General features: G+C 72.4%; 18 protein-coding genes and 6 tRNA genes. 14 read left to right on the top strand and 10 right to left on the bottom strand.

The genetic code is table 11. The features are described 5' to 3' along the window. Window positions 1–30: 30 nt before the first annotated feature. From ACZ6Z8_RS25240 to ACZ6Z8_RS25255, 4 genes are all read right to left on the bottom strand, one after another. Window positions 31–102 (bottom strand) — tRNA-Val (locus ACZ6Z8_RS25240). Between the two features lie 41 nt (window positions 103–143). Beyond that, a tRNA-Val gene (locus ACZ6Z8_RS25245) sits at window positions 144–215 on the bottom strand. A 34-nt stretch (window positions 216–249) separates the two neighbouring features. Continuing rightward, a tRNA-Cys gene (locus ACZ6Z8_RS25250) sits at window positions 250–323 on the bottom strand. Window positions 324–363: 40 nt separating this feature from the next. Then, window positions 364–436, bottom strand: a tRNA-Gly gene (locus tag ACZ6Z8_RS25255). A gap of 333 nt (window positions 437–769) precedes the next feature. Here ACZ6Z8_RS25255 and ACZ6Z8_RS25260 point away from each other — a divergent pair. The 3 genes from ACZ6Z8_RS25260 to ACZ6Z8_RS25270 all read left to right on the top strand — a co-directional run bounded on the left by ACZ6Z8_RS25260 (window position 770) and on the right by ACZ6Z8_RS25270 (window position 3,642). Next, window positions 770–1,861 carry a chorismate-binding protein gene (locus ACZ6Z8_RS25260; RefSeq protein WP_465612335.1) on the top strand — a complete coding sequence of 364 codons (1,092 nt, stop codon included), beginning with the start codon at window positions 770–772 and terminating at the stop codon, window positions 1,859–1,861. Between the two features lie 12 nt (window positions 1,862–1,873). Continuing rightward, window positions 1,874–2,704 carry an aminotransferase class IV gene (locus ACZ6Z8_RS25265; RefSeq protein WP_465612336.1) on the top strand — a complete coding sequence of 277 codons (831 nt, stop codon included), beginning with the start codon at window positions 1,874–1,876 and terminating at the stop codon, window positions 2,702–2,704. Window positions 2,705–2,784: 80 nt separating this feature from the next. Beyond that, window positions 2,785–3,642 (top strand): GNAT family N-acetyltransferase, encoded by an 858-nt coding sequence (locus tag ACZ6Z8_RS25270; RefSeq protein WP_465612337.1) that lies wholly within the window; start codon window positions 2,785–2,787, stop codon window positions 3,640–3,642. Window positions 3,643–3,670: 28 nt separating this feature from the next. On the opposite strand, the gene ACZ6Z8_RS25275 is transcribed toward ACZ6Z8_RS25270, so the two are convergent. After that, on the bottom strand, window positions 3,671–4,171 hold the full coding sequence (locus tag ACZ6Z8_RS25275) for a DsbA family protein (protein ID WP_465612338.1): 501 nt from the start codon (window positions 4,169–4,171) through the stop codon (window positions 3,671–3,673). A 111-nt stretch (window positions 4,172–4,282) separates the two neighbouring features. Between ACZ6Z8_RS25275 and ACZ6Z8_RS25280 the strand changes: the two genes are divergently transcribed. After that, a complete protein-coding gene (locus ACZ6Z8_RS25280; protein ID WP_465612339.1) occupies window positions 4,283–4,744 on the top strand; it encodes a hypothetical protein in 462 nt (153 codons plus the stop codon). 48 nt (window positions 4,745–4,792) lie between these two features. Here ACZ6Z8_RS25280 and ACZ6Z8_RS25285 read toward each other — a convergent pair whose 3' ends face one another. Beyond that, the gene (locus ACZ6Z8_RS25285) at window positions 4,793–5,362 is read right to left on the bottom strand and encodes a CGNR zinc finger domain-containing protein (RefSeq protein WP_465612340.1); all 570 of its coding nucleotides are present in this window, start codon (window positions 5,360–5,362) and stop codon (window positions 4,793–4,795) included. Window positions 5,363–5,755: 393 nt separating this feature from the next. Next, a complete protein-coding gene (locus tag ACZ6Z8_RS25290) occupies window positions 5,756–6,169 on the bottom strand; it encodes an SsgA family sporulation/cell division regulator (RefSeq protein WP_030056266.1) in 414 nt (137 codons plus the stop codon). A gap of 457 nt (window positions 6,170–6,626) precedes the next feature. On the opposite strand from ACZ6Z8_RS25290, the gene ACZ6Z8_RS25295 reads away from it, so the two are divergent. Both ACZ6Z8_RS25295 and ACZ6Z8_RS25300 read left to right on the top strand, forming a co-directional pair. Next, window positions 6,627–6,698 (top strand) — tRNA-Val (locus tag ACZ6Z8_RS25295). 212 nt (window positions 6,699–6,910) lie between these two features. Continuing rightward, window positions 6,911–6,982 (top strand) — tRNA-Val (locus ACZ6Z8_RS25300). A 71-nt stretch (window positions 6,983–7,053) separates the two neighbouring features. Here the strand turns inward: ACZ6Z8_RS25300 and ACZ6Z8_RS25305 are convergent. Then, the gene (locus ACZ6Z8_RS25305; RefSeq protein WP_465612341.1) at window positions 7,054–7,821 is read right to left on the bottom strand and encodes an exonuclease domain-containing protein; all 768 of its coding nucleotides are present in this window, start codon (window positions 7,819–7,821) and stop codon (window positions 7,054–7,056) included. A gap of 150 nt (window positions 7,822–7,971) precedes the next feature. Between ACZ6Z8_RS25305 and ACZ6Z8_RS25310 the strand changes: the two genes are divergently transcribed. The 4 genes from ACZ6Z8_RS25310 (at window position 7,972) to ACZ6Z8_RS25325 (ending at window position 12,434) form a co-directional block, all read left to right on the top strand. Continuing rightward, window positions 7,972–8,526, top strand: coding sequence for a DUF4365 domain-containing protein (locus ACZ6Z8_RS25310; RefSeq protein WP_402816378.1), 555 nt, complete (start codon window positions 7,972–7,974; stop codon window positions 8,524–8,526). A gap of 32 nt (window positions 8,527–8,558) precedes the next feature. After that, on the top strand, window positions 8,559–9,725 hold the full coding sequence (locus ACZ6Z8_RS25315; protein ID WP_465612342.1) for a hypothetical protein: 1,167 nt from the start codon (window positions 8,559–8,561) through the stop codon (window positions 9,723–9,725). Between the two features lie 87 nt (window positions 9,726–9,812). Continuing rightward, on the top strand, window positions 9,813–11,792 hold the full coding sequence (gene thrS / locus ACZ6Z8_RS25320; protein WP_465612343.1) for a threonine--tRNA ligase: 1,980 nt from the start codon (window positions 9,813–9,815) through the stop codon (window positions 11,790–11,792). 81 nt (window positions 11,793–11,873) lie between these two features. Next, window positions 11,874–12,434 (top strand): HIT family protein, encoded by a 561-nt coding sequence (locus ACZ6Z8_RS25325; RefSeq protein WP_030286330.1) that lies wholly within the window; start codon window positions 11,874–11,876, stop codon window positions 12,432–12,434. Window positions 12,435–12,502: 68 nt separating this feature from the next. Here ACZ6Z8_RS25325 and ACZ6Z8_RS25330 read toward each other — a convergent pair whose 3' ends face one another. After that, on the bottom strand, window positions 12,503–14,149 hold the full coding sequence (locus tag ACZ6Z8_RS25330) for a hypothetical protein (protein WP_465612344.1): 1,647 nt from the start codon (window positions 14,147–14,149) through the stop codon (window positions 12,503–12,505). Between the two features lie 199 nt (window positions 14,150–14,348). Here ACZ6Z8_RS25330 and ACZ6Z8_RS25335 point away from each other — a divergent pair, with 199 nt between their 5' ends. Beyond that, the gene (locus ACZ6Z8_RS25335) at window positions 14,349–14,792 is read left to right on the top strand and encodes a thiol-disulfide oxidoreductase DCC family protein (protein ID WP_465612345.1); all 444 of its coding nucleotides are present in this window, start codon (window positions 14,349–14,351) and stop codon (window positions 14,790–14,792) included. On the opposite strand, the gene ACZ6Z8_RS25340 is transcribed toward ACZ6Z8_RS25335, so the two are convergent. Further along, a complete protein-coding gene (locus ACZ6Z8_RS25340) occupies window positions 14,780–16,828 on the bottom strand; it encodes an elongation factor G-like protein EF-G2 (protein ID WP_465612346.1) in 2,049 nt (682 codons plus the stop codon). The genes ACZ6Z8_RS25335 and ACZ6Z8_RS25340 overlap by 13 nt on opposite strands. Window positions 16,829–17,071: 243 nt before the next feature. Here ACZ6Z8_RS25340 and pgsA point away from each other — a divergent pair, with 243 nt between their 5' ends. The 3 genes from pgsA to ACZ6Z8_RS25355 are packed head-to-tail and all read left to right on the top strand — an operon-like array spanning window position 17,072 to window position 19,913. Then, window positions 17,072–17,719 (top strand): phosphatidylinositol phosphate synthase, encoded by a 648-nt coding sequence (gene pgsA, locus ACZ6Z8_RS25345; protein ID WP_465612347.1) that lies wholly within the window; start codon window positions 17,072–17,074, stop codon window positions 17,717–17,719. A gap of 16 nt (window positions 17,720–17,735) precedes the next feature. After that, window positions 17,736–18,701, top strand: coding sequence for a phosphatidylinositol mannoside acyltransferase (locus tag ACZ6Z8_RS25350; protein WP_465612348.1), 966 nt, complete (start codon window positions 17,736–17,738; stop codon window positions 18,699–18,701). A gap of 42 nt (window positions 18,702–18,743) precedes the next feature. Beyond that, complete coding sequence (locus ACZ6Z8_RS25355; protein ID WP_465612349.1) at window positions 18,744–19,913, top strand: glycosyltransferase family 4 protein; 1,170 nt, start codon at window positions 18,744–18,746, stop codon at window positions 19,911–19,913. Window positions 19,914–19,939 lie beyond the last annotated feature (26 nt).

The following is a 19,939-nucleotide window of genomic DNA, read 5'->3' on the forward strand; positions in this document are numbered from 1 at the left end:
GTGCAGCAGGCCTCGAAGGGCCCGTTACTGTGCGCGATACTGGGATTGAACCAGTGACCCCTACCGTGTCAAGGTAGTGCTCTCCCGCTGAGCTAATCGCGCCTGGTAAGGCGTTCCTGCAGCAGGTCCCGGAGGACCCGACGTGCGCGATACTGGGATTGAACCAGTGACCCCTACCGTGTCAAGGTAGTGCTCTCCCGCTGAGCTAATCGCGCGGGGAGGTCTCCCGGAAGAACCGGGGGAGCCTCTTGGAGGTGGAGACGGGATTTGAACCCGTGTACACGGCTTTGCAGGCCGTTGCCTCGCCTCTCGGCCACTCCACCAGGCAACACATGAAGAACGATCTTACACTGTTCTCCATCGAGCGGACGACGAGATTCGAACTCGCGACCCTCACCTTGGCAAGGTGATGCTCTACCAACTGAGCCACGTCCGCCTGTCTCCCGGGATCTTCACCGCTTTTCTTCGGCTGCGCTCCCCGGCGACGTGTTGAACTCTAGCGGATTCCCGGGCCAGCTAAAAATCCGTTCCCGCAGCGTGCCGAGGGGATGCCCCGTCGAGTGCCGTCCCGTCAGCGCTTCCGGCCGGTCACCGACCACCACCTGCGGCGCTCCCGGACGATCATCCGCAGGTCACCGGGCGCACACCCGCCCGACGCACTCAGCCGCTCGTACGCGGGGGCGCGGGCGGCTCCGCGCCCGACCGCGGCCGCGCCCCCCGACCTACACTTCAGGCACCGCCGCCCAGCACCACCCCGCGCAGGAGAACCGTGTCCGGCCACCCCGACCCCCGCACCCCGCTCGCCCGCTTCGGAGGCCGCGTGGCCACCGGGCTGCGCGACGTCACCTCGGATCCGGCCGCGCTCGAATCCTCCGGCTACTGGGCCGTCGCCCACGACTTCGAGGGCCGGCTCACCTGCGCCCGCTTCGACGACGTCCGCCCCGCCCCCGGCCCGCCCTCGGGCGCCGGCTGGCACGGCCCGGACGCCGGCAGCTGGCACAGCTCCCTCGACCGTGCCGCCTACACCGCGGGCGTACGCCGCATCCGCGAGCACATAGCCGCCGGCGAGGTCTACCAGGCCAACCTCTGCCGAGTGCTGTCCGCGCCGCTGCCCGACCCCGACCGCAGCGACATCGACGCCCTCACCGGCCTTCTCGCCCACGGCAACCCCGCTCCGTACGCCGGAACCATCCGTCTGCCCGAGCACGGCGTCGAGATCGCCACCGCCTCCCCCGAGCTCTACCTGCATCGCAGCGGAGGCACCGTCTCCTCCGGTCCGATCAAGGGCACCGGCCGCACCGAGGACGACCTCCTCGACAAGGACCACGCCGAGAACGTGATGATCGTCGACCTGGTCCGCAACGACCTCGGCCGGGTCTGCGAGACCGGCAGCGTCACCGTCCCCGATCTCTGCGTCGTCGAGAAGCACCCCGGCCTGGTCCACCTCGTCTCCACGGTCGAGGGCACCCTGCGCGAGGGCGCGGGCTGGGCCGAGTTGCTCGCCGCCACCTTCCCGCCCGGCTCGGTCACCGGCGCCCCCAAGTCCAGCGCCCTGCGGATCATCGACGCCCTGGAGACCGCCCCCCGCGGCCCCTACTGCGGCGCCGTCGGCTGGGTCGACGCCGACCGGGGCGAAGGTGAACTCGCCGTCGGCATCCGCACCTTCTGGCTCGACCGGCGGGACCCGCAGGCACCCGTCCTGCGCTTCGGCACCGGCGCCGGCATCACCTGGGGCTCCGATCCCGAGCGCGAATGGGCGGAAACCGAACTGAAGGCCGCCCGCCTGGTCGCGATAGCGTCGGGCAGCGAAACCGGCAGTGACACCGATACCGGCACCGACCACGAGCCGCACCGCGTCTAGGAGCAGCCCCCGATGCAGAACCGCACCACGAGCTGGGTCAACGGCACCCTCGTCGACTCCGCCGACGCCGCCGTCTCGGTCCTCGACCACGGCCTCACCACCGGCGACGGTGTCTTCGAGACCCTGAAGGCCGTCGACGGCCGCGCCTTCGCGGTCACCCGCCACCTCGACCGGCTCACCCGCTCGGCCCGCGGTCTCGGCCTGCCCGACCCCGACCACGACCTGGTCCGCGAGGCCTGCGCCCAGGTCCTCGCCGCCAATCCGGCCCCGCTCGGCCGCCTGCGCGTCACCTACACCGGCGGCAACGCCCCGCTCGGCTCCGAGCGCGGCACCACCGGCCCCACCCTGGTCGTCGCCTTCGGTGCCATCAACCGCCGCCCCGACGAGACCGCCGTCTCCGTCGTCCCCTGGCGCCGCAACGAGCACAGCGCCGTCGCCGGCCTCAAGACCACCTCCTACGCCGAGAACGTCGTCGCCCTTGCCGCGGCCCACCGCGCCGGCGCCTCCGAGGCACTGTTCGCCAACACCGCCGGCCGGCTCTGCGAGGGCACCGGCTCCAACGTCTTCGTGGTCATCGGCGGCCGCCTGCTCACCCCCACCCTCGCCTCCGGCTGCCTGGCCGGCATCACCCGGCAGCTGGTCATCGACTGGTGCGGCGCCGAGGAGGCCGACCTCCCGCTCAGCGCCCTCCAGGACGCCGACGAGATCTTCCTGACCTCCACCACCCGCGACGTCCAGGCCGTCACCCGCGTCGACGACCGCGAACTGCCCGGCACCGGCCCGGTCACCGCCAAGGCCATGACCGTCTTCGCCGAGCGCAGCGGCGACGACCTCGACCCCTGATCCCACCCCCGGGGCAGCGCCCCGGGCAGACGCCACGGGCGGCGCGGATAACCTTCCCGGCGAGGGGAAGGGACCACCACATGACCACCACGCTGCGCCCCGAGGGCCCGGAGACACCCACCGCGGCCGGCGGCCGCACCAGACGCTGGCGGATCCTGACCAACGGGCACCAGGTCGGCGCGCTGCGCACCACCGCCACCCGTACCGGCAGCCAACTGTGGGGCGAGATATCGGAGTTGGAGATCACCGAGGGTCGCGGCCGGGGGCGCGGCACCTTCGGCGCGCTGGCCGCGGAGGAAGTGCTGCGCAACTGGGGCTGCGCCCGGGTGGACGTGGTCGTCCCCGAGTCCGCCCGGGCCGCCCGCGGGCTCGCCGCCACCCTCGGCTACACCGAGCGGATGCGGAACCTGGGCAAGCACCTGACCACCGCCCCGCCCCTGCCCGGCGGCGTCACCGTCCGCCCGATCGGCGCCGGGGAGTTCCGGTCCTGGCTGGACCGGTCGGCCCGGGAGTACGTCCGCTCACTGACGGACTCCGGCCTCACCGAGGACCAGGCCCGGGCCAAATCGGCCCTGGACCACCGCAACGTCCTCCAGCAGGGCGCCGACACCCCCGGCGTCGCCCTGCGCCACCTCTACCCGGCGGACGGCGACGACCGGGCGCCCGCCGAACCGCTCGGCTCGCTCTGGGTGGACCTCCACCTGCGCGACCTGCCGGACGGCACCCCGCTCGCCTGGGTCATGGTGGTCGAGGTGTCCCCGGCCCACCGGGGCCGGGGACACGGCCGCGCCCTGATGCTGCTCGCCGAGCGGGAGTGCCTGGCCGCCGGAGTGCGCGAACTCGGCCTGAACGTCTTCTCCGGCAACGAGGTCGCCCTGCGGCTCTACGCCTCGCTCGGCTACCGGGTGGTCAACCGCTGCTACGGCAAGCAGCTGTGAGGAGTTGACGCATCGTCAGTCCGCCGAGTCAGGAAGCCCGCGCCGCCTCGATGACGGCGACGATCCGCTCGCGCAGCCCCTCCTGGCTCTTCCCGCCGTCCAGCCGCTGCCCACCGATCACGTACGTCGGCGTGCCCGTGACCCCGATCGCCTTGCCCTCGGCCTGGTCGGCGTCCACGGTCAGCATGTGCCGGCCGTCGACCAGCGCGGTGTCGACCTCCTCGACGTCCACCCCGACCTCCCGGGCCACCTCCAGCAGCACCTGCTGCCCCCGCGCGTCCAAGTCCTCGACCCGGGCCAGCAGCGCCTCCACGAACGGCCACCCCAGCCCCTGGTCGAACGCCTCCTCGGCCGCCTCCGCCGCGGCATAGGCGTGCTTGTGCTTCTCCAGCGGGAAGTGCCGAAGCTCAACGGAGAGCGCGTCCCCGTACTGCGCGCGCAGCGCCCGTACGTCGTCCAGTGCGGTACGGCAGTCCGGGCACTGGAGGTCGCACCAGAACTCAAGGCGGGGGAGGGAACCATCGATCATCCCCCCAGTGTTCCACTAGTGGGTGCCCGCTCCCGCCCGGCGGTGCGCCCGGGGGCGGACCGACAGGGAGGCACCGATGACCAGGACGATCGGAAGCGAAGGGGCCCACTCGTGCTGACCGCCGCGATCAGTTTCCTCCTCACGGCCGGTGGGGTGGCCGTCGCCGGCCTGCGTGCCTGGCGGCGGCGTTTCCTCTCGGCCACCCGCTGGTTCGCGGTGGCGCTGCTGCCCGCCGGCCTCTACCTGACCGGGCTGTTCCCGCTGGCGAGCACCATCGGCCGGGAGTTCGCCGACTGGGCGGCCAAGCTGGTCCTCGACCCGCGGGTGTGGGCCGGCATCGTGCTGCTCGGCGTCTCCGCCGCCCTGCTGCTGACCACCCGCTGGGTGGGCCGCCGGGGCGCCGTGGAGGCCCCGGCGGAGCGTCCGGCCGCCGGAGCGGCCCCCGAGCGCCCCGCCGTGGCCCAGGCCGGCAAGGCGCCCAAGACGCCGGGGAAGCAGCAGCAGGGCAAGCGGGACGACGGCCTCGGCGACTTCGCCGACATCGAGGAGATCCTCCGCAAGCGCGGCATCTGAGCCGCAGGCCCGCGGACGGACGGACGCGCGGCACACAGCCGGAGGGCGTCAGGCGGAGGCGACGGCCTCCGCCGACCGCTGCCGCGCCCGGTAGGCGGCGACGTGCAGCCGGTTGCCGCAGGTGCGGCTGTCGCAGTAACGCCGCGAGCGGTTCCGCGAGAGGTCCACGAAGACCCGCGCGCAGTCAGGCGCCTCGCACCGGCGCAGCCGCTCCCGCTCGCCGGCCATCAGGATGAAAGTCAGCGCCATGCCCAGCTCCGCCGCCAGGTGGGGGCCGAGCGCGGCGTGCGGCGCGAAGTAGTGGATGTGCCAGTCGTGGTGGTCGTGGTTGACCAGCCGGGGCGTCGTCCCGGCGGCGGCGACGATCGCGTTGACCAGTTCGGCGGCCTCTTCGGTGGACTCCGTCCCGAACACGTCGCGCAGCCGGGTGCGCAGCTCCTGCACCTGGCGCAGGTCGTCCTCGGTGAGCGAGTCGATCTCGCTGATCTCCTGGCGGCTCACGAAGGCGTCCAGCGCGGCGACGTCCGGCAGCCGCTCGTCGCCGCACACCTCGGGCGCGGTGTTGAGCAGATCGACGAGGATGCTCAGCGCGCACTCGGTGTCATGGGTGATCAGCACGTTGGGACTCCTCGCGCAGGGGGACTCCGGTACCCCGCGTCCACGGTTACCCCAGACCATACCGGCCCTTGCGGCGTAAGGGCGGCGCGTTCGTTCGAAGACGTGTGCGCATCCCGGTGTCCCCGGGCGATCGCCGGACCCCGCTCCGGCCCCGCCGTACGGCCCCGGGAACGACGGACGCACCGAAGGCCGGCCACCCGTCTGGATGGCCGGCTCCGGTGCCGGGCGCCTGTGGTGCTGCGGGCCCGCTCCGGGGGGAGCGGGCCGTCCACCGGCCCCGAGGCCGCGTCGTGCGCGGCTGAGTCCGCTGCCGTGCCCCCGAGTAGGACGGCTGCGATGACAGCAGGAAGTACGGCCCCGCCGACAGCGGGGCTGGACCGCCTACGGTCGGGGTCAGCTTTCGGCGAGGATGTGGGACAGCTCCCGGTCGAGGTCGAAGTGACGGTGTTCGGTGCCGGGGGGCACCGCGGCGTCCGTCCGCTTGAGGAACGACTCAAGCGCCCGGGCCGGGGCCTCCAGCAGGGCTTCTCCTTCCGGAGAACTCAGTGCGATGCAGACCACCCCTTGCCCGTGGCTGCGCGACGGCCACACCCGGACGTCGCCGGTACCGGTGGGTCGGTGCAGCCCCTCCGCGAGGAGATCTCGGGCGAACACCCACTCCACGGTCTCGTCGGCGCCCGTGTGGAACGTGGCGTGCACGGCATAGGGGTCGGCGGTGTCGTAGCGAAGGCCCGCGGGGACGGGCAGTGAGGACTCGCTGGACACGATGAGGCGCAGGTGCAGCTCGCAGCTGACCGTGGTGTTCATAAGCGCCATGGCCTTTCGCTCAGTGTGCGCTCGGGGAATCGCACGTCGGCGAACGGACCATCCCACCCCCAAGACCGATGTAAACCCCTCTGTCCCGATTCGGGCGCGAGTCGTACCCCTTACGGCGCATTGCGGAATCGTCACGGAGTACCCGCCCGGGGCATTACCGGCGGTTCTTCTCGGCCCGGGATTCCGGGCCGCTCCGTACCCGGTCCGTACGGAGCGCCCGGGGGCCGGGAACAGGGGAGCGGGTGGTGCGGCCGGGCCCGACGAGTCGTGCGCGCGGACGGGCGGCGTGGGCGGCGTGGGCGGCGGAGGTGGGCGGGGGTACGGGCCGGGGCCCTTGGGTGCCGGGGCCGGCCCGGGCGGGTGCCGCCCGGGCGCCCGGGGCGGGGGCGGTCGGCGGGCGGTGTGTTCGGAGCACCCTCCGGGATGCGGTAATGTTTTCCCTGCACCCGGGCGATTAGCTCAGCGGGAGAGCACTTCGTTCACACCGAAGGGGTCACTGGTTCGATCCCAGTATCGCCCACCGGAATGCATTGTGATATGTGAGGCCCAGTCGATTATCGGCTGGGCCTCACATGTATTTCCGGAATGTCCGCCGAAGTACCGGCCGCAAATCCTGCTGAGGCTCAGTCACCTTCCGCGCGGGGCGCGAGTTCTGTGGCTCCGTCGGCCGTCCCCCGGAAGAGCGAGTTGTACGACCACCCCCGAATGGTGCTACAGTTCTTCTCGTTGCCCGGGCGATTAGCTCAGCGGGAGAGCACTTCGTTCACACCGAAGGGGTCACTGGTTCGATCCCAGTATCGCCCACCGGACAGCACGCAGGCCCTGACCAGGAAACCGGTCGGGGCCTGCGGCGTTCCCGGGCCCTGGGGCGGGCCCTAGGCCGCCGCCTCGCACCCGTGCTCCGGCTCCATCCGGCGGCCGCACACGCACCGGGCCGGCCGCAGCGGCCAGGACAGGTCCACCCGCTCCGGCGTCCCCGACCGGTCGAACCAGGCCTGCAGCCCGCGCGCCTGCGCCGCGTGCCAGACCGCCTGCCGCAGGTGCAGCTCCGCCGCCGACAGCCCGCCCAGCGCCGCCGGATAGCGGGCGCCTATTCGCCGGATCAGCGACATGGCCGCCGTCGCGTCCGCCGCCGCGTCGTGCGCCCCGGTGAGATCCACCCCGTAGTGGGCGCACAGGTCGGTCAGCGTCCGGCGGCCCTTGCGGTAGCGGTCCACGTGCTTGTCCAGCACCCGCGGATCCAGCACCACCATCCCCGCCCCCTCCAGCCCGGCGTTCAGCGTCAGCCCGTGGTGGCGGCGCAACTCCCGGTCCAGCAGGGTCAGGTCGTACGGCGCGTTCATCACCACCACCGGACGTCCGGCCCGCGCCTGGGCCGCCAGCGCCCGGGTGACCTCCGCCACCACCACCCGGGCCGGCCGGCCGTGCGCCCGGACCCGCTCGTCGGTGATGCCGTGCACCGCCCGGGCCCCGTCCGGGATCGGCACGCCCGGATCGGCGAGCCAGGTGGTGGTCTGCGCCGGTGCGCCCGGGGTGAGTTGGACGACCAGGGCGGCGGAGACGATCCGATCGGTCTCCACGTCCACGCCGGTGGTCTCGGTGTCGAAGGAAGCGAGTGGGCCGGTGTACCAGTGCTGCTGCATGACTGCCCCTCAGGCGTGCGTTCCGCGCCCGGGTGATACCCGTTTCTGACGCCCGCTCAACCCGTTTGGCCCAGCCCCGACCGGGGATCCTGCCCACGACAGTCCCGTCCGAATCCGGACGGGCCCGGAGCCGGGGGAGGCCACGGGGCGATGGCACTGACCCAGCCGCAGCCCGACGGGGCGGCGGCCGCACTCAGGGGGAACCTCGCGGTCACCGCGTGCATGGAGACGCTGCAGGTCGGCTACCTGCACGCGGTCGCCGCCGCGGCCGGCTGCTCGCTCTCCCAACCGTTCCCGGACAACGGCATCGACTGGCAGGTCAGCCACGGCTCCCGGGAGCACGAGGTGGACGACGAGGTCACCATCAAGATCCAGCTCAAGGCGACCCAGCAGATCGCGCCCGACCCCGCCGGACCGTTCTTCAGCTTCACCCTCGACAACGACCACCTGCGCAAGCTCGCCCGCGCCCGGGTCGCCGTCCCGCGCATCCTGGTCGTGATGCTGCTGCCCCGCCGGGTCGACCACTGGCTCCGGGCCCGCCCGGACGCCCTCGAACTGCGGCACTGCTGCTACTGGGTCAACCTGGCCGGCCATCCCGTCACCGGGCAGCGGCGCACCAACGTCCGGGTGCCCACCGACAAGGTCTTCGACGACCGCGCCCTCTGCGACATCATGGCCCGGGTCGGCGCGGGCGACAGCCCGTGACCACCCGGCCCCGGCAGCGAGGAACCACGCCCATGACACTGCCGCACCGACCGGACGGCCACGCCCCGGCCCTGCCCGACCCGGCCACCGTCGACCCCGCCGTGCTCGCCACCCTGCTCGCCCGGCACGGCTGGACCCGCCGCGGCGGACCCGCCGCCCGGTACGGCCGCTGGACCCCACCCGACGGCGAACCCGGCACCAGCCTCCTCGTCCCCACCGCGGACGGCTTCGGTGACGCCGTCGAACTCCTCACCGACGCCGTCACCGCCCTCTCCCGTTCCCGCACCCCCTCCGCCCGCTCGATCCTGCTCGCCCTCGCCGTCCCCGGCGACGAGCTGAGCTGGCGCCGCGAACTGCCCGGCGCCGCCCACGCCGCCCCCTGGGACGACGCGGAAGTGCTCCAGCGGGCGGCCCGCGCGATGCTCGCCGCCGGGGCCAAGGCCGGCCGCGCCACCGCCGCCTACTACGGCGCCCGGCTGGACGGCCTCGCCGGGGACTTCCTCGACCGGGTCCTGCTCGTCGAACAGGGCGTCGTCGACCAGGGCGCGGCCCTCACCGCCTACACCCCCGCCCCCGAGGGCCGGACCGCCGTCACCACACTCGTCCGCGCCCTGGAGGCGCTGCGCGACGCCGTCGACTACCGCCGGGTCAGCGGCGGGCCCGAGGCCTTCGAGAACGCCGTCGGCTCCGGAGTCAGCCGGGAACTCGTCCGGTCCGTCGAGGACCTGGTGCGCGGGGCCACCGCCGCCCGGCTCACCGTCGCCTGGTCGCCCGCCGCCGGAACCCCGGGCGGCTTCGGCGACCGCCGCATCGACCTCGACTTCTCACCCGGCGACCTGCCCGCCCTCACCGAGGCCGCCGAACTGCTGGAACGGCTCGAACCGGCCGTCGACGTCACCGTCCTCGCCGTGGTGGTCCGGCTCAAGCGCGCCGACCCCTCCGGACCGGGGTCGGTCCGGCTGCGGGTGCTCGACGGCGCCGACGTCCGCGAACTCAAGCTGCGCCTGCCCGACGCCGACTACCGGCTCGCCGCCGAGGCCCACCTCTCCGGCCTCCCGGTCCGGGTGTCCGGACGCCTGGAGCGGCGCGACGGATTCCGCCGGCTGACCAGGCCCCACGGCCTGGAGCTGTGCGGATGGGGGGAGGACGAGCGCGAGCGGCTGCTCAAGGGGCTCCAGGAAAGGGGAGAGCGGTCCTGAGTGCGCGGTGCGGGTGGCGCTCTCGGTACCATCGTCACGCGCAGCGCAGTGTTGCGTCCTCTGAATCCAGCACGTCAGGAGAGACCGGTGACGGACGTCCGGGTAATCATCAGCCGCGAACCCGATCGGGAAGAGCGCGTGGTGACGACGGGCACTACGGCCGCCGAGCTCTTCGCCGACGACCGCTCGATCATCGCCGCCCGCGTCGGCGGCCAGCTCAAGGACCTCGCCTACGCCGTCCAGGACGGCGACGAGGTCGAGCCGGTCGCGATCGACAGCAAGGACGGCCTCGACATCCTGCGCCACTCCACCGCGCACGTCATGGCCCAGGCCGTGCAGCAGCTCTACCCCGAGGCCAAGCTCGGCATCGGCCCGCCGGTCAAGGACGGCTTCTACTACGACTTCGACGTCGAGAAGCCCTTCCACCCCGATGACCTCAAGGCCATCGAGAAGAAGATGCAGGAGATCATCAAGCGCGGGCAGAAGTTCTCCCGCCGCGTGGTCACCGACGAGGCCGCCCGCGAGGAGCTGGCCGCCGAGCCGTACAAGCTGGAGCTGATCGGTCTCAAGGGCTCCGCCGCGACCGCCGGCGAGGGCGCCGACGTCGAGGTCGGCGCCGGCGAGCTCACCATCTACGACAACCTGGACGCCAAGAGCGGCGAGCAGTGCTGGGGCGACCTCTGCCGCGGCCCGCACCTGCCCAGCACGCGCCACATCCCGGCGTTCAAGCTGATGCGCAACGCGGCCGCCTACTGGCGCGGCAGCGAGAAGAACCCGATGCTGCAGCGCATCTACGGGACCGCCTGGCCGACCAAGGACGAACTCAAGGCGCACCTGGACTTCCTGGTCGAGGCCGAGAAGCGCGACCACCGCAAGCTCGGCAACGAGCTCGACCTCTTCTCCATCCCCGAGGAGATCGGCTCCGGCCTCGCCGTCTTCCACCCCAAGGGCGGCATCATCCGCCGTGCCATGGAGGACTACTCGCGCAAGCGGCACGAGGAAGAGGGCTACGAGTTCGTCTACACCCCGCACGCCACCAAGGGGAAGCTCTTCGAGAAGAGCGGCCACCTCGACTGGTACGCGGACGGTATGTACCCGCCCATGCAGCTCGACGAGGGCGTGGACTACTACCTCAAGCCGATGAACTGCCCGATGCACAACCTGATCTTCGACGCGCGCGGCCGCTCGTACCGTGAACTGCCGCTGCGCCTCTTCGAGTTCGGGACGGTGTACCGCTACGAGAAGTCGGGCGTCGTGCACGGCCTGACCCGTGCCCGCGGCTTCACCCAGGACGACGCCCACATCTACTGCACCCGCGAGCAGATGGCGGAGGAGCTCGACTCCACGCTGACCTTCGTGCTCAACCTGCTCCGTGACTACGGTCTGACCGACTTCTACCTGGAGCTGTCGACCAAGGACCCGGAGAAGTTCGTCGGGACGGACGAGGCCTGGGAGGAGGCCACCCGCGTTCTCGCCTCGGTCGCCGAGAAGCAGGGGCTCCCGCTGGTGCCGGACCCGGGCGGCGCGGCCTTCTACGGCCCGAAGATCTCGGTGCAGGCCAAGGACGCCATCGGCCGCACCTGGCAGATGTCGACCATCCAGCTGGACTTCAACCTGCCCGAGCGTTTCGACCTGGAGTACACCGCGGCGGACGGCTCGCGTCAGCGGCCGGTCATGATCCACCGCGCGCTGTTCGGCTCGATCGAGCGCTTCTTCGCCGTGCTGCTGGAGCACTACGCCGGCGCCATGCCGCCGTGGCTGGCCCCGGTCACCGTGACCGGCATCCCGATCACCGACGAGCACGTGCCGTACCTGCTGGAGGTCGCGGCCGAGCTGAAGAAGCACGGGATCCGGGTCGAGGTGGACACCTCGGACGACCGGATGCAGAAGAAGATCCGCAACGCCCAGAAGAGCAAGGTCCCGTACATGCTCATCGCCGGCAACGACGACGTCGAGGCGGGTGCGGTCTCCTTCCGCTACCGCAACGGCGAGCAGAAGAACGGCATCCCGGTCGCGGACGCCGTCGCCGAGATCGTGGAGGCCGTGAACAGCCGCGTCCAGGTGTGACGCCGTAGTCGGACGACCACGCGCGGGGCAGGCTCTTCAAGAGTCTGCCCCGCGCGGCTTTGCAAGCACGGCTGGGCGAATATGCTGATCAGCATGACGACTGAGCCGGAACTGCAGCGGGGTGTCGGTGAGCCGGACGGCTTCCGCCGCCTGTGGACCCCCCATCGGATGGCGTACATCCAGGGTGAGAACAAGCCGACCGGCCCGGCTCCGGACGACGGTTGTCCGTTCTGCTCGATCCCTTCGCTGAGCGACGAGGACGGGCTGGTCATCGCCCGGGGGAGCTCCGTGTTCGCGGTGCTGAACCTGTACCCGTACAACGGCGGGCACCTGATGGTGGTCCCGTACCGGCACGTGGCCGACTACACCGACCTCGACGAGGCGGAGACGGTCGAGCTGGCGGACTTCACCAAGCGGGCGATGACCGCGCTGCGCGCGGCCTCGGGGGCGCACGGGTTCAACATCGGGATGAACCAGGGCGCCGCGGCCGGGGCCGGGATCGCGGCGCACCTGCACCAGCACGTGGTGCCGCGCTGGGGCGGGGACACCAACTTCATGCCGGTGGTCGGCCACACCAAGGTGCTGCCGCAGCTGCTGGCGGACACCCGCAAGATGCTGGCCGAGGTCTGGCCGCAGGGCTGAGTGCCCTCAGGAGACGAAAAGGGGCCTGCCACCGACGAGTTCGGTGGCAGGCCCCTCGTACGTCCGGATCAGCCGGCGTCGAACTGGTCGACCTTGTACGGGCGGCTGCCCTGCGCCTCGGACTTGATGATCGAGGTGCGGTTCTTGAAGAAGCGGTCGGCGTCCAGGTCGTGCTCCTGGAGGAACTCCAGGGTGGCGGTGTGCACCGCGTTGAGCACCGGCACGGAGGCGTTGAGCGCGTTGTCGACCATGGAGCGGTTGTTCCACGCGGTGGCGACCCAGGCGTGCCGCAGCCCGAAGGGCTCGGGCAGGCCGAGGCCGCCGCCGAGCCAGCCGAGCAGGCCGGGCATCTTGTGGAAGGGGGCGCGGACGGCCTGGCGGACCACCTCGTCGTTGTCGATCAACGGCAGCTTGACGGTGCGCTCCTCCCAGAACTTCACCGTCTTGGAGATCGTCTTCTCCTTGTCCTTCGGCTTGTCGAAGAAGACGCCCTTGACCGGGCCGAGCGCGTAGCCGGCCACCGAGATGCTCAGCACGTTGGCGAGCAGGGTCACCGTGACGGTGAAGGTGATGACCAGCTTGCCGTCGTGGGTGATGAACTGGGTGGCCAGGTAGTGCCGGGGGCCGCCGGGGAAGGTCTGCTTGTCGGCGAGGCTCTGCACGGCGAAGTCGCGCATCCGCTCGCCGTCCATGTCGGCGCCGACGGGGCGGCTGATCTCGTCCGCCCCCTCGCTGATGTCGAAGACCGCCCACTGCTTGATGGCGACGTTGGGGATGCCGCTGTTGGCGACGTGACTGACGCCGAGGCCCTTGAGGTGGGCGGAGATCCGGCGGACCAGGTCCCAGGGGTGGAAGGCGCGGAAGTCGACGTGGCCCTCGGCGGGGTGGAGGGTGTCGGCGAGGCGCCACTCGCCCCAGCGGCGGCCGGCGCCGAGGATGCCCTTGGGGCCGGCGTAGTGGTGGACGTTGGTGTCCTGCTCGGCGTCCAGGCGGCCGAGCTTGTCGCGCAGCTCGTTGGCCTTCTTGTCGAGGTCGTCGCGGGGGACGGCCTTGGCGACGGTGGCGGCCACGGCGGTGCCCTCGACCAGGTCCTGCCAGCGGCCGCGGAGGTCCTTGGCGGAGCGCTCGACGATGCGGCGGGCGAGGTACCAGCCGAGCACCGGGGCGAGCATGGTGATCCGCAGGTAGATGCCGAGGACGCCGGCCGCCGGAGGGAGGAGCACCAGGTAGCCGGCGAGGACGGCGGCGGCGATCAGGGCGAGGGCGCCGTAGGTGTCGGCGCCGCGGGCGTTGTCCCGCTTGAGCCAGGCACGCAGTTGGAAGGCGCCGAGCCAGATCAGGGTGCCGGGGAGGAACAGCACGCCGGTGACGACGGAGACGGTGCTGAGCTGCCGGTCACGGGCGTGGCGCAGTTCCTCGGCGGCCAGGCAGTGTTCGACGACCTGGCGGGTGTCGACGCCGAAGGACGGGACGAGGGGTTTGCGGTCGCCGCCGAGGGCGCGGGAGATCAGCGCCTTGCTGAAGGCCTCGCCGACGTTGGGCTCGAAGAGCGCGAAGCGGCCCTTCTTGTGCTTCGCGTCGGTGACCTCCTTGACGAAGTCCTTGACCGAGCCGTCGCGGTAGGCGGCCGAGGAGAGCGCCTGGGTGACGGCGGTCTGCGGGCCGGCGTCGGTCCGGGGTATCTGCGCACCCGGGGTCATGTCGAGTGTGGTCACGGTGGCGTCCCCTCCTCCCCTTGTCAGCGGCAGGTTACCGTGCCGTGGCACCCCCGCGCGGATGATCGTCCGAAGTACCGTGACGAACCGTCACGTTCCGGCCGCGCTCCGTCCGAGGGGCATGATGCCCGCTTTCGGTCGGGTCGATACCCGCCCGGCGCCGTCGGGCGGGGGCGGAGGAGGATGGACGGTGAAATCGATGAAGGGGGTTGCCGTGAAGGATCCGGTGCTGGTTTTCGACGGGGACTGCGCGTTCTGCTCGTCCTGCGTGCGCTGGGGTGAGAGGTACCTGCGGCAGACGCTGGCCTCGGGTGGCTGGGAGGCGGTGCCGTTCCAGTTCGCGGAGCTGGCGGAGCTGGACGCGCTGGCGGGTGGCCGGGGTGAGGTGTCGCCGGAGCGGGCCGAGCGCGAGGTGCTGTGGGTGACGCCGGCGGGCCGGGTGTACGGGGGCGCGCAGGCGGTGGCGCGGCTGCTGATGCGCTCCGGGGGCGCGTGGGCGTACCTGGGTGCGCTGTTGACGTTGGGGCCGGTGCGTCCGGTGGCGGGCGTGGTGTACCGCTGGGTGTCGCGCAACCGGCACCGGATGCCGGGGGGCACGGCCGCGTGTGCGCTGCCGAGGCGGGGGCCCGTTCAGTCGGTGTAGCGGTCGGCCAGGGCGGTGGGCATGGGTTCGTGGCGCAGGTAGGCGCGGGAGAACTCCGCGGTGCCGTGGGTGAGCGAGCGCAGGTCGACCGGGTAGCGGACGAGTTCGAGTTCCGGGACCTCGGCGCGCAGCAGGGTGAGTCCCTGGCCGCCGGTCTCGGTGCCGAGGACGCGGCCGCGGCGGGCGGAGAGGTCACCGAGGACGGCGCCGAGGTACTCGTCGGGCAGCAGGATGCTGACGGCGGCGACGGGTTCGAGCAGGCGGATGACGGCGTGCTCGGCGGCGTCGCGCAGGGCGAGGGCGGCGGCGTTCTGGAAGGAGGCGTCGGAGGAGTCGACGGAGTGGGCCTTGCCGTCGGTGAGGGTGACCCGGATGTCGACGAGGGGGTGGCCGGTGGCGACGCCCTTGGTGAGTTGCGCGCGCACTCCCTTCTCGACGGAGGGGATGAAGTGCTTGGGGACGGCGCCGCCGACGACGTGTTCCTGGAACTCGAAGCCGGAGCCGGCCGGGAGGGGTTCGACTTCGAGGTCGCAGATGGCGTACTGGCCGTGGCCGCCGGACTGCTTGACGAGGCGGCCGTGGCCGGCGGCGGCGGTGCCGAAGGTCTCGCGCAGGGCGACCTTGGGTTCGACGGTGTCGACGTGGACGCCGTGGCGGGTGCGCAGCCGGTCGAGGACGACCTCGGCGTGGGCCTCGCCGGTGCACCAGAGGACGAGCTGGTGGGTGTCGGGGTTCTGTTCGAGGCGCAGGGCCGGGTCTTCGGCGCCGAGCCGGGTGAGGGCTTGGGAGAGCTTGTCGTCGTCGGCCTTGCTGTGGGCTTCGACGGCGATCGGGAGCAGGGGTTCGGGGAGGGTCCAGGCGTCGAGTTCGACGGGGTGGCCGGGGTCGTGGACGGTGTCGCCGGCCCGGGCGGTGGTGAGTTTGGCGGCGCAGACGAGGTCGCCGGCGACGGCGTGCGGGACGGGGCGCTGGAGTTTGCCGAAGGGGCTGGTGAGTCCGGTGACGCGTTCGTCGCCGTTCTGGTCGGCGGTGTGGGCGGGGCTGACGAGGTGGATCTTGGTGTCGGGGCGCAGGGTGCCGGCGTAGAGGCGCAGCAGGCTGATCCGGCCGACGTAGGCGTCGCCGGTGACGCGGACGACCTGGGCGGCGAGCGGGGCGTCGGGGTCGCAGGCGGGGGCGGGGCGGGTGCGTTCGGTGGGGTTGGGGAAGGTGTGGGCGATCAGGTCGAGGAGTTCGGCGGCGCCGAGGCCGTTCTCGCTGGTGGGGACGGCGGGGTGGAGGGCACAGGAGAGGACCTCGCGGCGCATTCCGGCTTCGAGGGCGTCGGTGTCGAGGGGGTCGCCGGAGAGGTAGCGCTCCATGAGGGTGTCGTCCTGGCCGGAGATTGCTTCGACGAGGCTGTCGTGGGCGGGGCCGGTGTCGGGCAGGGGGGTGGCGTCGCCGTAGGTGTCGCCGGTGAGGAGGTCGACGCTGCCGTCGGGGTGTCCGTCGTGGAGGACGGGCAGGAAGAGCGGGCGCAGGGTGTCCGGGCCCAGTTCGAAGGCGTCGTGGCAGGCGGTGAGGATGTCGTCGAAGCCGGTGCGGGCGAGGTCGAGTTTGGCGACGGCGACGGCGCGGGGGATGCCCTCGGCGGCGCACTCGCGCCAGAGGGCGCGGGTGGGGGCGGTGACCGGGTCGGTGGCGGAGACGACGAAGACGGCGGCGTCGGCGGCGCGCAGGGCGGCGCGCAGGTCGGCGGCGAAGTCGGGGTGGCCGGGCGGGTCGATCAGGTTGATCTTGACGCCCTTCCATTCGAGCGGGAGCAGCGACAGCTGGACGGAGCGCTGCTGCTGGTGCTCGATGTCCTCGTGGTCGGAGACGGTGGTGCCGTCGGCGACGCGTCCGGCGCGGCCGATGGCGCCGGCGGCGAGGGCGAGGGATTCGGCGAGCGTGGTCTTGCCCACACCGCTGGAGCCGATGAGGACGACGTTGCGCAGGTCCTGCGGGCCGGTGACGGCGGGCGCCTGGCCGGCTCGTACGGTGCTGCGGTCGGGCATCGGGGTCTCCTCCCGTGGCGCCGAGGCTGTCTTTGGCAGTCTAGGGTCGGGTCCCGCGGGGCGCGTGTCGTGTGACCGTTCGGGTGTGGGCGGTGCCCGGGGTGCCGTCCGGCGGTGCGTGCGACGGAGGCCGTCCCGGGCGTGGCTACGATGGGTGCGCCGGGCGGGCTCATTCGTCCGGCCGTCTGCCGCCGTGTGCTGCGCCAGGCGGGTACCTGGGAGATCGGAGCGGCTGGGAAGGCCATGCTCAACAAATACGCGCGTGCCTTCTTCACACGTGTTCTGACCCCGTTCGCCGCGTTCCTGATCCGGTTGGGCGTGAGCCCGGACGCCGTGACGCTGATCGGTACCGCCGGTTCGGTGGCCGGTGCGCTGGTGTTCTTCCCGCGCGGGGAGTTCTTCTGGGGCACCATCACGATCACGCTGTTCATCTTCTCGGACCTGGTGGACGGGAACATGGCCCGTCAGCTGGGCCGGAGCAGCAAGTGGGGGGCGTTCCTGGACTCCACGCTGGACCGGGTCGCGGATGCGGCGATCTTCGGCGGCCTGGCGATGTGGTACGCGGGCAAGGGTGACAACAACCTGCTGTGCGCGGTGGCGATCTTCTGTCTGGCCAGTGGGCTGGTGGTGTCGTACACGAAGGCGCGGGCGGAGAGCCAGGGCCTGCCGTGCGACGTGTCGGGCCTGGTGGAGCGGGCCGAGCGGCTGGTGATCAGCCTGGTGGCGGCCGGGATCTCGGGCCTGCACGAGTTCGGGGTGCCGTACGTGGAGTGGCTGCTGCCGGTGGCGCTGTGGCTGGTGGCGGCGGGCAGCCTGGTGACGGTGTTCCAGCGGATGCTGACCGTTCGCCGGGAGGCGTTCGAGGCCGACCGAGCGGCGGCCGGGAGTTGACGGGGGGCGTCCTGCGGTGACGGACCGACTGGTGTACTGGGCGTACGCGCTGGGGTGGGCGGTGCTGAAGCACCTGCCGGAGCCGGTGGCGCGGTGGCTGTTCGACCGGCTGGCGGACTACGCGTGGCGCCGGCGGGGTCCGCGGGTGCTCCAGCTGGAGGCGAACCTGCGCCGGGTGCGTCCGGGGCTGCACGAGGCGGCGCTGCGGCGGTTGTCGCGGGCCGGGATGCGGTCGTACCTGCGGTACTGGATGGAGTCCTTCCGGCTGCCGGTGTGGAGCCGGGAGCGGGTTCTCCGGGACGTCCAGGTGGACGGCCTGGAGCACCTGGAGGAGGCGCTGGAGTCCGGGCGGGGCGCGTTGGTGGCGCTGCCGCACATGGGCAACTGGGACCTGGCGGGCACCTGGATCGCGCACCTGGGACACCCGTTCACCACGGTCGCCGAGCGGCTGAAGCCGGAGCGGCTGTTCGACCGGTTCGTCGCGTTCCGGGAGGGCCAGGGCATGGAGGTCCTGGCGCTGACCGGTGGCGGGATGAACGTGATCGGCACGCTGGCGCGGCGCCTGCGCGAGGGCAAGCTGGTCTGCCTGGTGGGGGACCGGGACCTCTCGGAGGCGGGCATCGAGGTGTCGTTCTTCGGTGAGCCGACCCGGATGCCGGCCGGGCCGGCGGCACTGAGCCAGCGCACCGGGGCGGCGCTCCTGCCGGTGACCCTGTGGTACGACGGCCCGGTGCTGCGCGGAACCATCCACCCCGAGGTGCCGGTGCCCGAGGAGGGCGACCGCAAGGCGCGGACGCTGGCGATGACCCAGGCCATGGCGGACATCTGGCAGCGCGGGATCGCCGAGCACCCCCAGGACTGGCACATGCTGCAGAAGTTCTGGCTGGCCGACCTGCCGGCCCGTGAGACGGTGGGGGGCGGCGCCGCGGGGACGCGTCCCGAGCCCGCTCAGGAGCCCGCCGCCGAGGCCTCCGGAGCCTGAGCCCCGGCCCGTACGACCTGCCCGAAGGAGCTTGAGGAACCCGTGAAGATCGGCATCGTCTGCCCGTACGACTGGGACGTCCCCGGCGGGGTGCAGTTCCACATCCGGGACCTCGCCGAGCACCTGATCGGTCTGGGGCACGAGGTGTCGGTGCTGGCGCCGGCCGAGGACGACGAGGCGCTGCCGCCGTACGTGGTCTCGGCGGGACGGGCGGTGGCGGTGCCGTACAACGGATCGGTGGCGCGGCTGAGCTTCGGCATCCTGTCGGCGGCGCGGGTGCGGCGGTGGCTGCGCGAGGGGCGCTTCGACATCCTGCACGTGCACGAGCCGGCCTCGCCGAGCCTGTCGATGCTGGCGGCCTGGTCGGCGACCGGGCCGATGGTGGGCACCTTCCACACCTCGAACCCGCGCTCGCGGGCGATGATCGCGGCTTCGCCGATCCTCCAGCCCGGGCTGGAGAAGATGCGGGCCCGGATAGCGGTGTCGGAGTACGCCCGGCGCACGCTGGTGGAGCACCTGGGCGGGGACGCGGTGGTGATCCCGAACGGGGTGGACGTCGGGTTCTTCGCGGGGGCCGAGCCGGACGAGCGGTGGACGGGCGGCGCGGCGGCGGGGGAGCCGGGCACGATCGGCTTCATCGGCCGGATCAACGAGCCGCGCAAGGGCCTGCCGACGCTGCTGGCGGCGCTGCCGAGGATCCTGGCCGAGCGGCCGGGGGTGCGGCTGCTGGTGGCGGGCAAGGGCGACGAGGAGGAGGCCGTGGCCGGCCTGGCGCCCGAGGTCCGCGCGCAGGTGGAGTTCCTGGGCATGGTCTCGGACCGGGACAAGGCCCGGCTGCTGCGCAGCGTGGACCTGTACGTGGCGCCGAACACCGGGGGCGAGAGCTTCGGGATCATCCTGGTGGAGGCGATGTCGGCGGGCGCCCCGGTGCTGGCGAGCGACCTGGACGCGTTCAAGCAGGTGCTGGACGGCGGGGACGCCGGGGAGCTGTTCCCGGTGGAGGACGCGGACGCGCTGGCCCGTACGGCGCTGCGGCTGCTGGGGGATCCGGCGCGGCTGGAGGAGTTGGGCAAGGCGGCTTCGCGGCACGTGCGGCGCTTCGACTGGTCGACGGTCGGCGCGGACATCCTGGCGGTGTACGAGACGGTGACGGCCGGGGCCGTCGCGGTGGTCGAGGAGGACGTGCGCAGCGGGCGGCGCGCGAGGGACTGAGCGCCGGGCCGGTCCCGGGGACCGGG

The sequence above is a fragment of the Kitasatospora sp. NPDC101108 genome (assembly GCF_055584725.1).

What these genes read in the sequence shown, in the direction of transcription:
- ACZ6Z8_RS25265 (WP_465612336.1), top strand. Translation starts at nt 1,874, where the DNA reads ATGCAGAACCGCACCACGAGCTGGGTCAACGGCACCCTCGTCGACTCC.
- ACZ6Z8_RS25270 (WP_465612337.1), top strand. Translation starts at nt 2,785, where the DNA reads ATGACCACCACGCTGCGCCCCGAGGGCCCGGAGACACCCACCGCGGCC.
- ACZ6Z8_RS25275 (WP_465612338.1), bottom strand. Translation starts at nt 4,171, where the DNA reads ATGATCGATGGTTCCCTCCCCCGCCTTGAGTTCTGGTGCGACCTCCAG.
- ACZ6Z8_RS25290 (WP_030056266.1), bottom strand. Translation starts at nt 6,169, where the DNA reads ATGAACACCACGGTCAGCTGCGAGCTGCACCTGCGCCTCATCGTGTCC.
- ACZ6Z8_RS25305 (WP_465612341.1), bottom strand. Translation starts at nt 7,821, where the DNA reads ATGCAGCAGCACTGGTACACCGGCCCACTCGCTTCCTTCGACACCGAG.
- ACZ6Z8_RS25310 (WP_402816378.1), top strand. Translation starts at nt 7,972, where the DNA reads ATGGCACTGACCCAGCCGCAGCCCGACGGGGCGGCGGCCGCACTCAGG.
- ACZ6Z8_RS25315 (WP_465612342.1), top strand. Translation starts at nt 8,559, where the DNA reads ATGACACTGCCGCACCGACCGGACGGCCACGCCCCGGCCCTGCCCGAC.
- ACZ6Z8_RS25325 (WP_030286330.1), top strand. Translation starts at nt 11,874, where the DNA reads ATGCTGATCAGCATGACGACTGAGCCGGAACTGCAGCGGGGTGTCGGT.
- ACZ6Z8_RS25335 (WP_465612345.1), top strand. Translation starts at nt 14,349, where the DNA reads ATGAAGGGGGTTGCCGTGAAGGATCCGGTGCTGGTTTTCGACGGGGAC.
- ACZ6Z8_RS25340 (WP_465612346.1), bottom strand. Translation starts at nt 16,828, where the DNA reads ATGCCCGACCGCAGCACCGTACGAGCCGGCCAGGCGCCCGCCGTCACC.
- pgsA (WP_465612347.1), top strand. Translation starts at nt 17,072, where the DNA reads ATGCTCAACAAATACGCGCGTGCCTTCTTCACACGTGTTCTGACCCCG.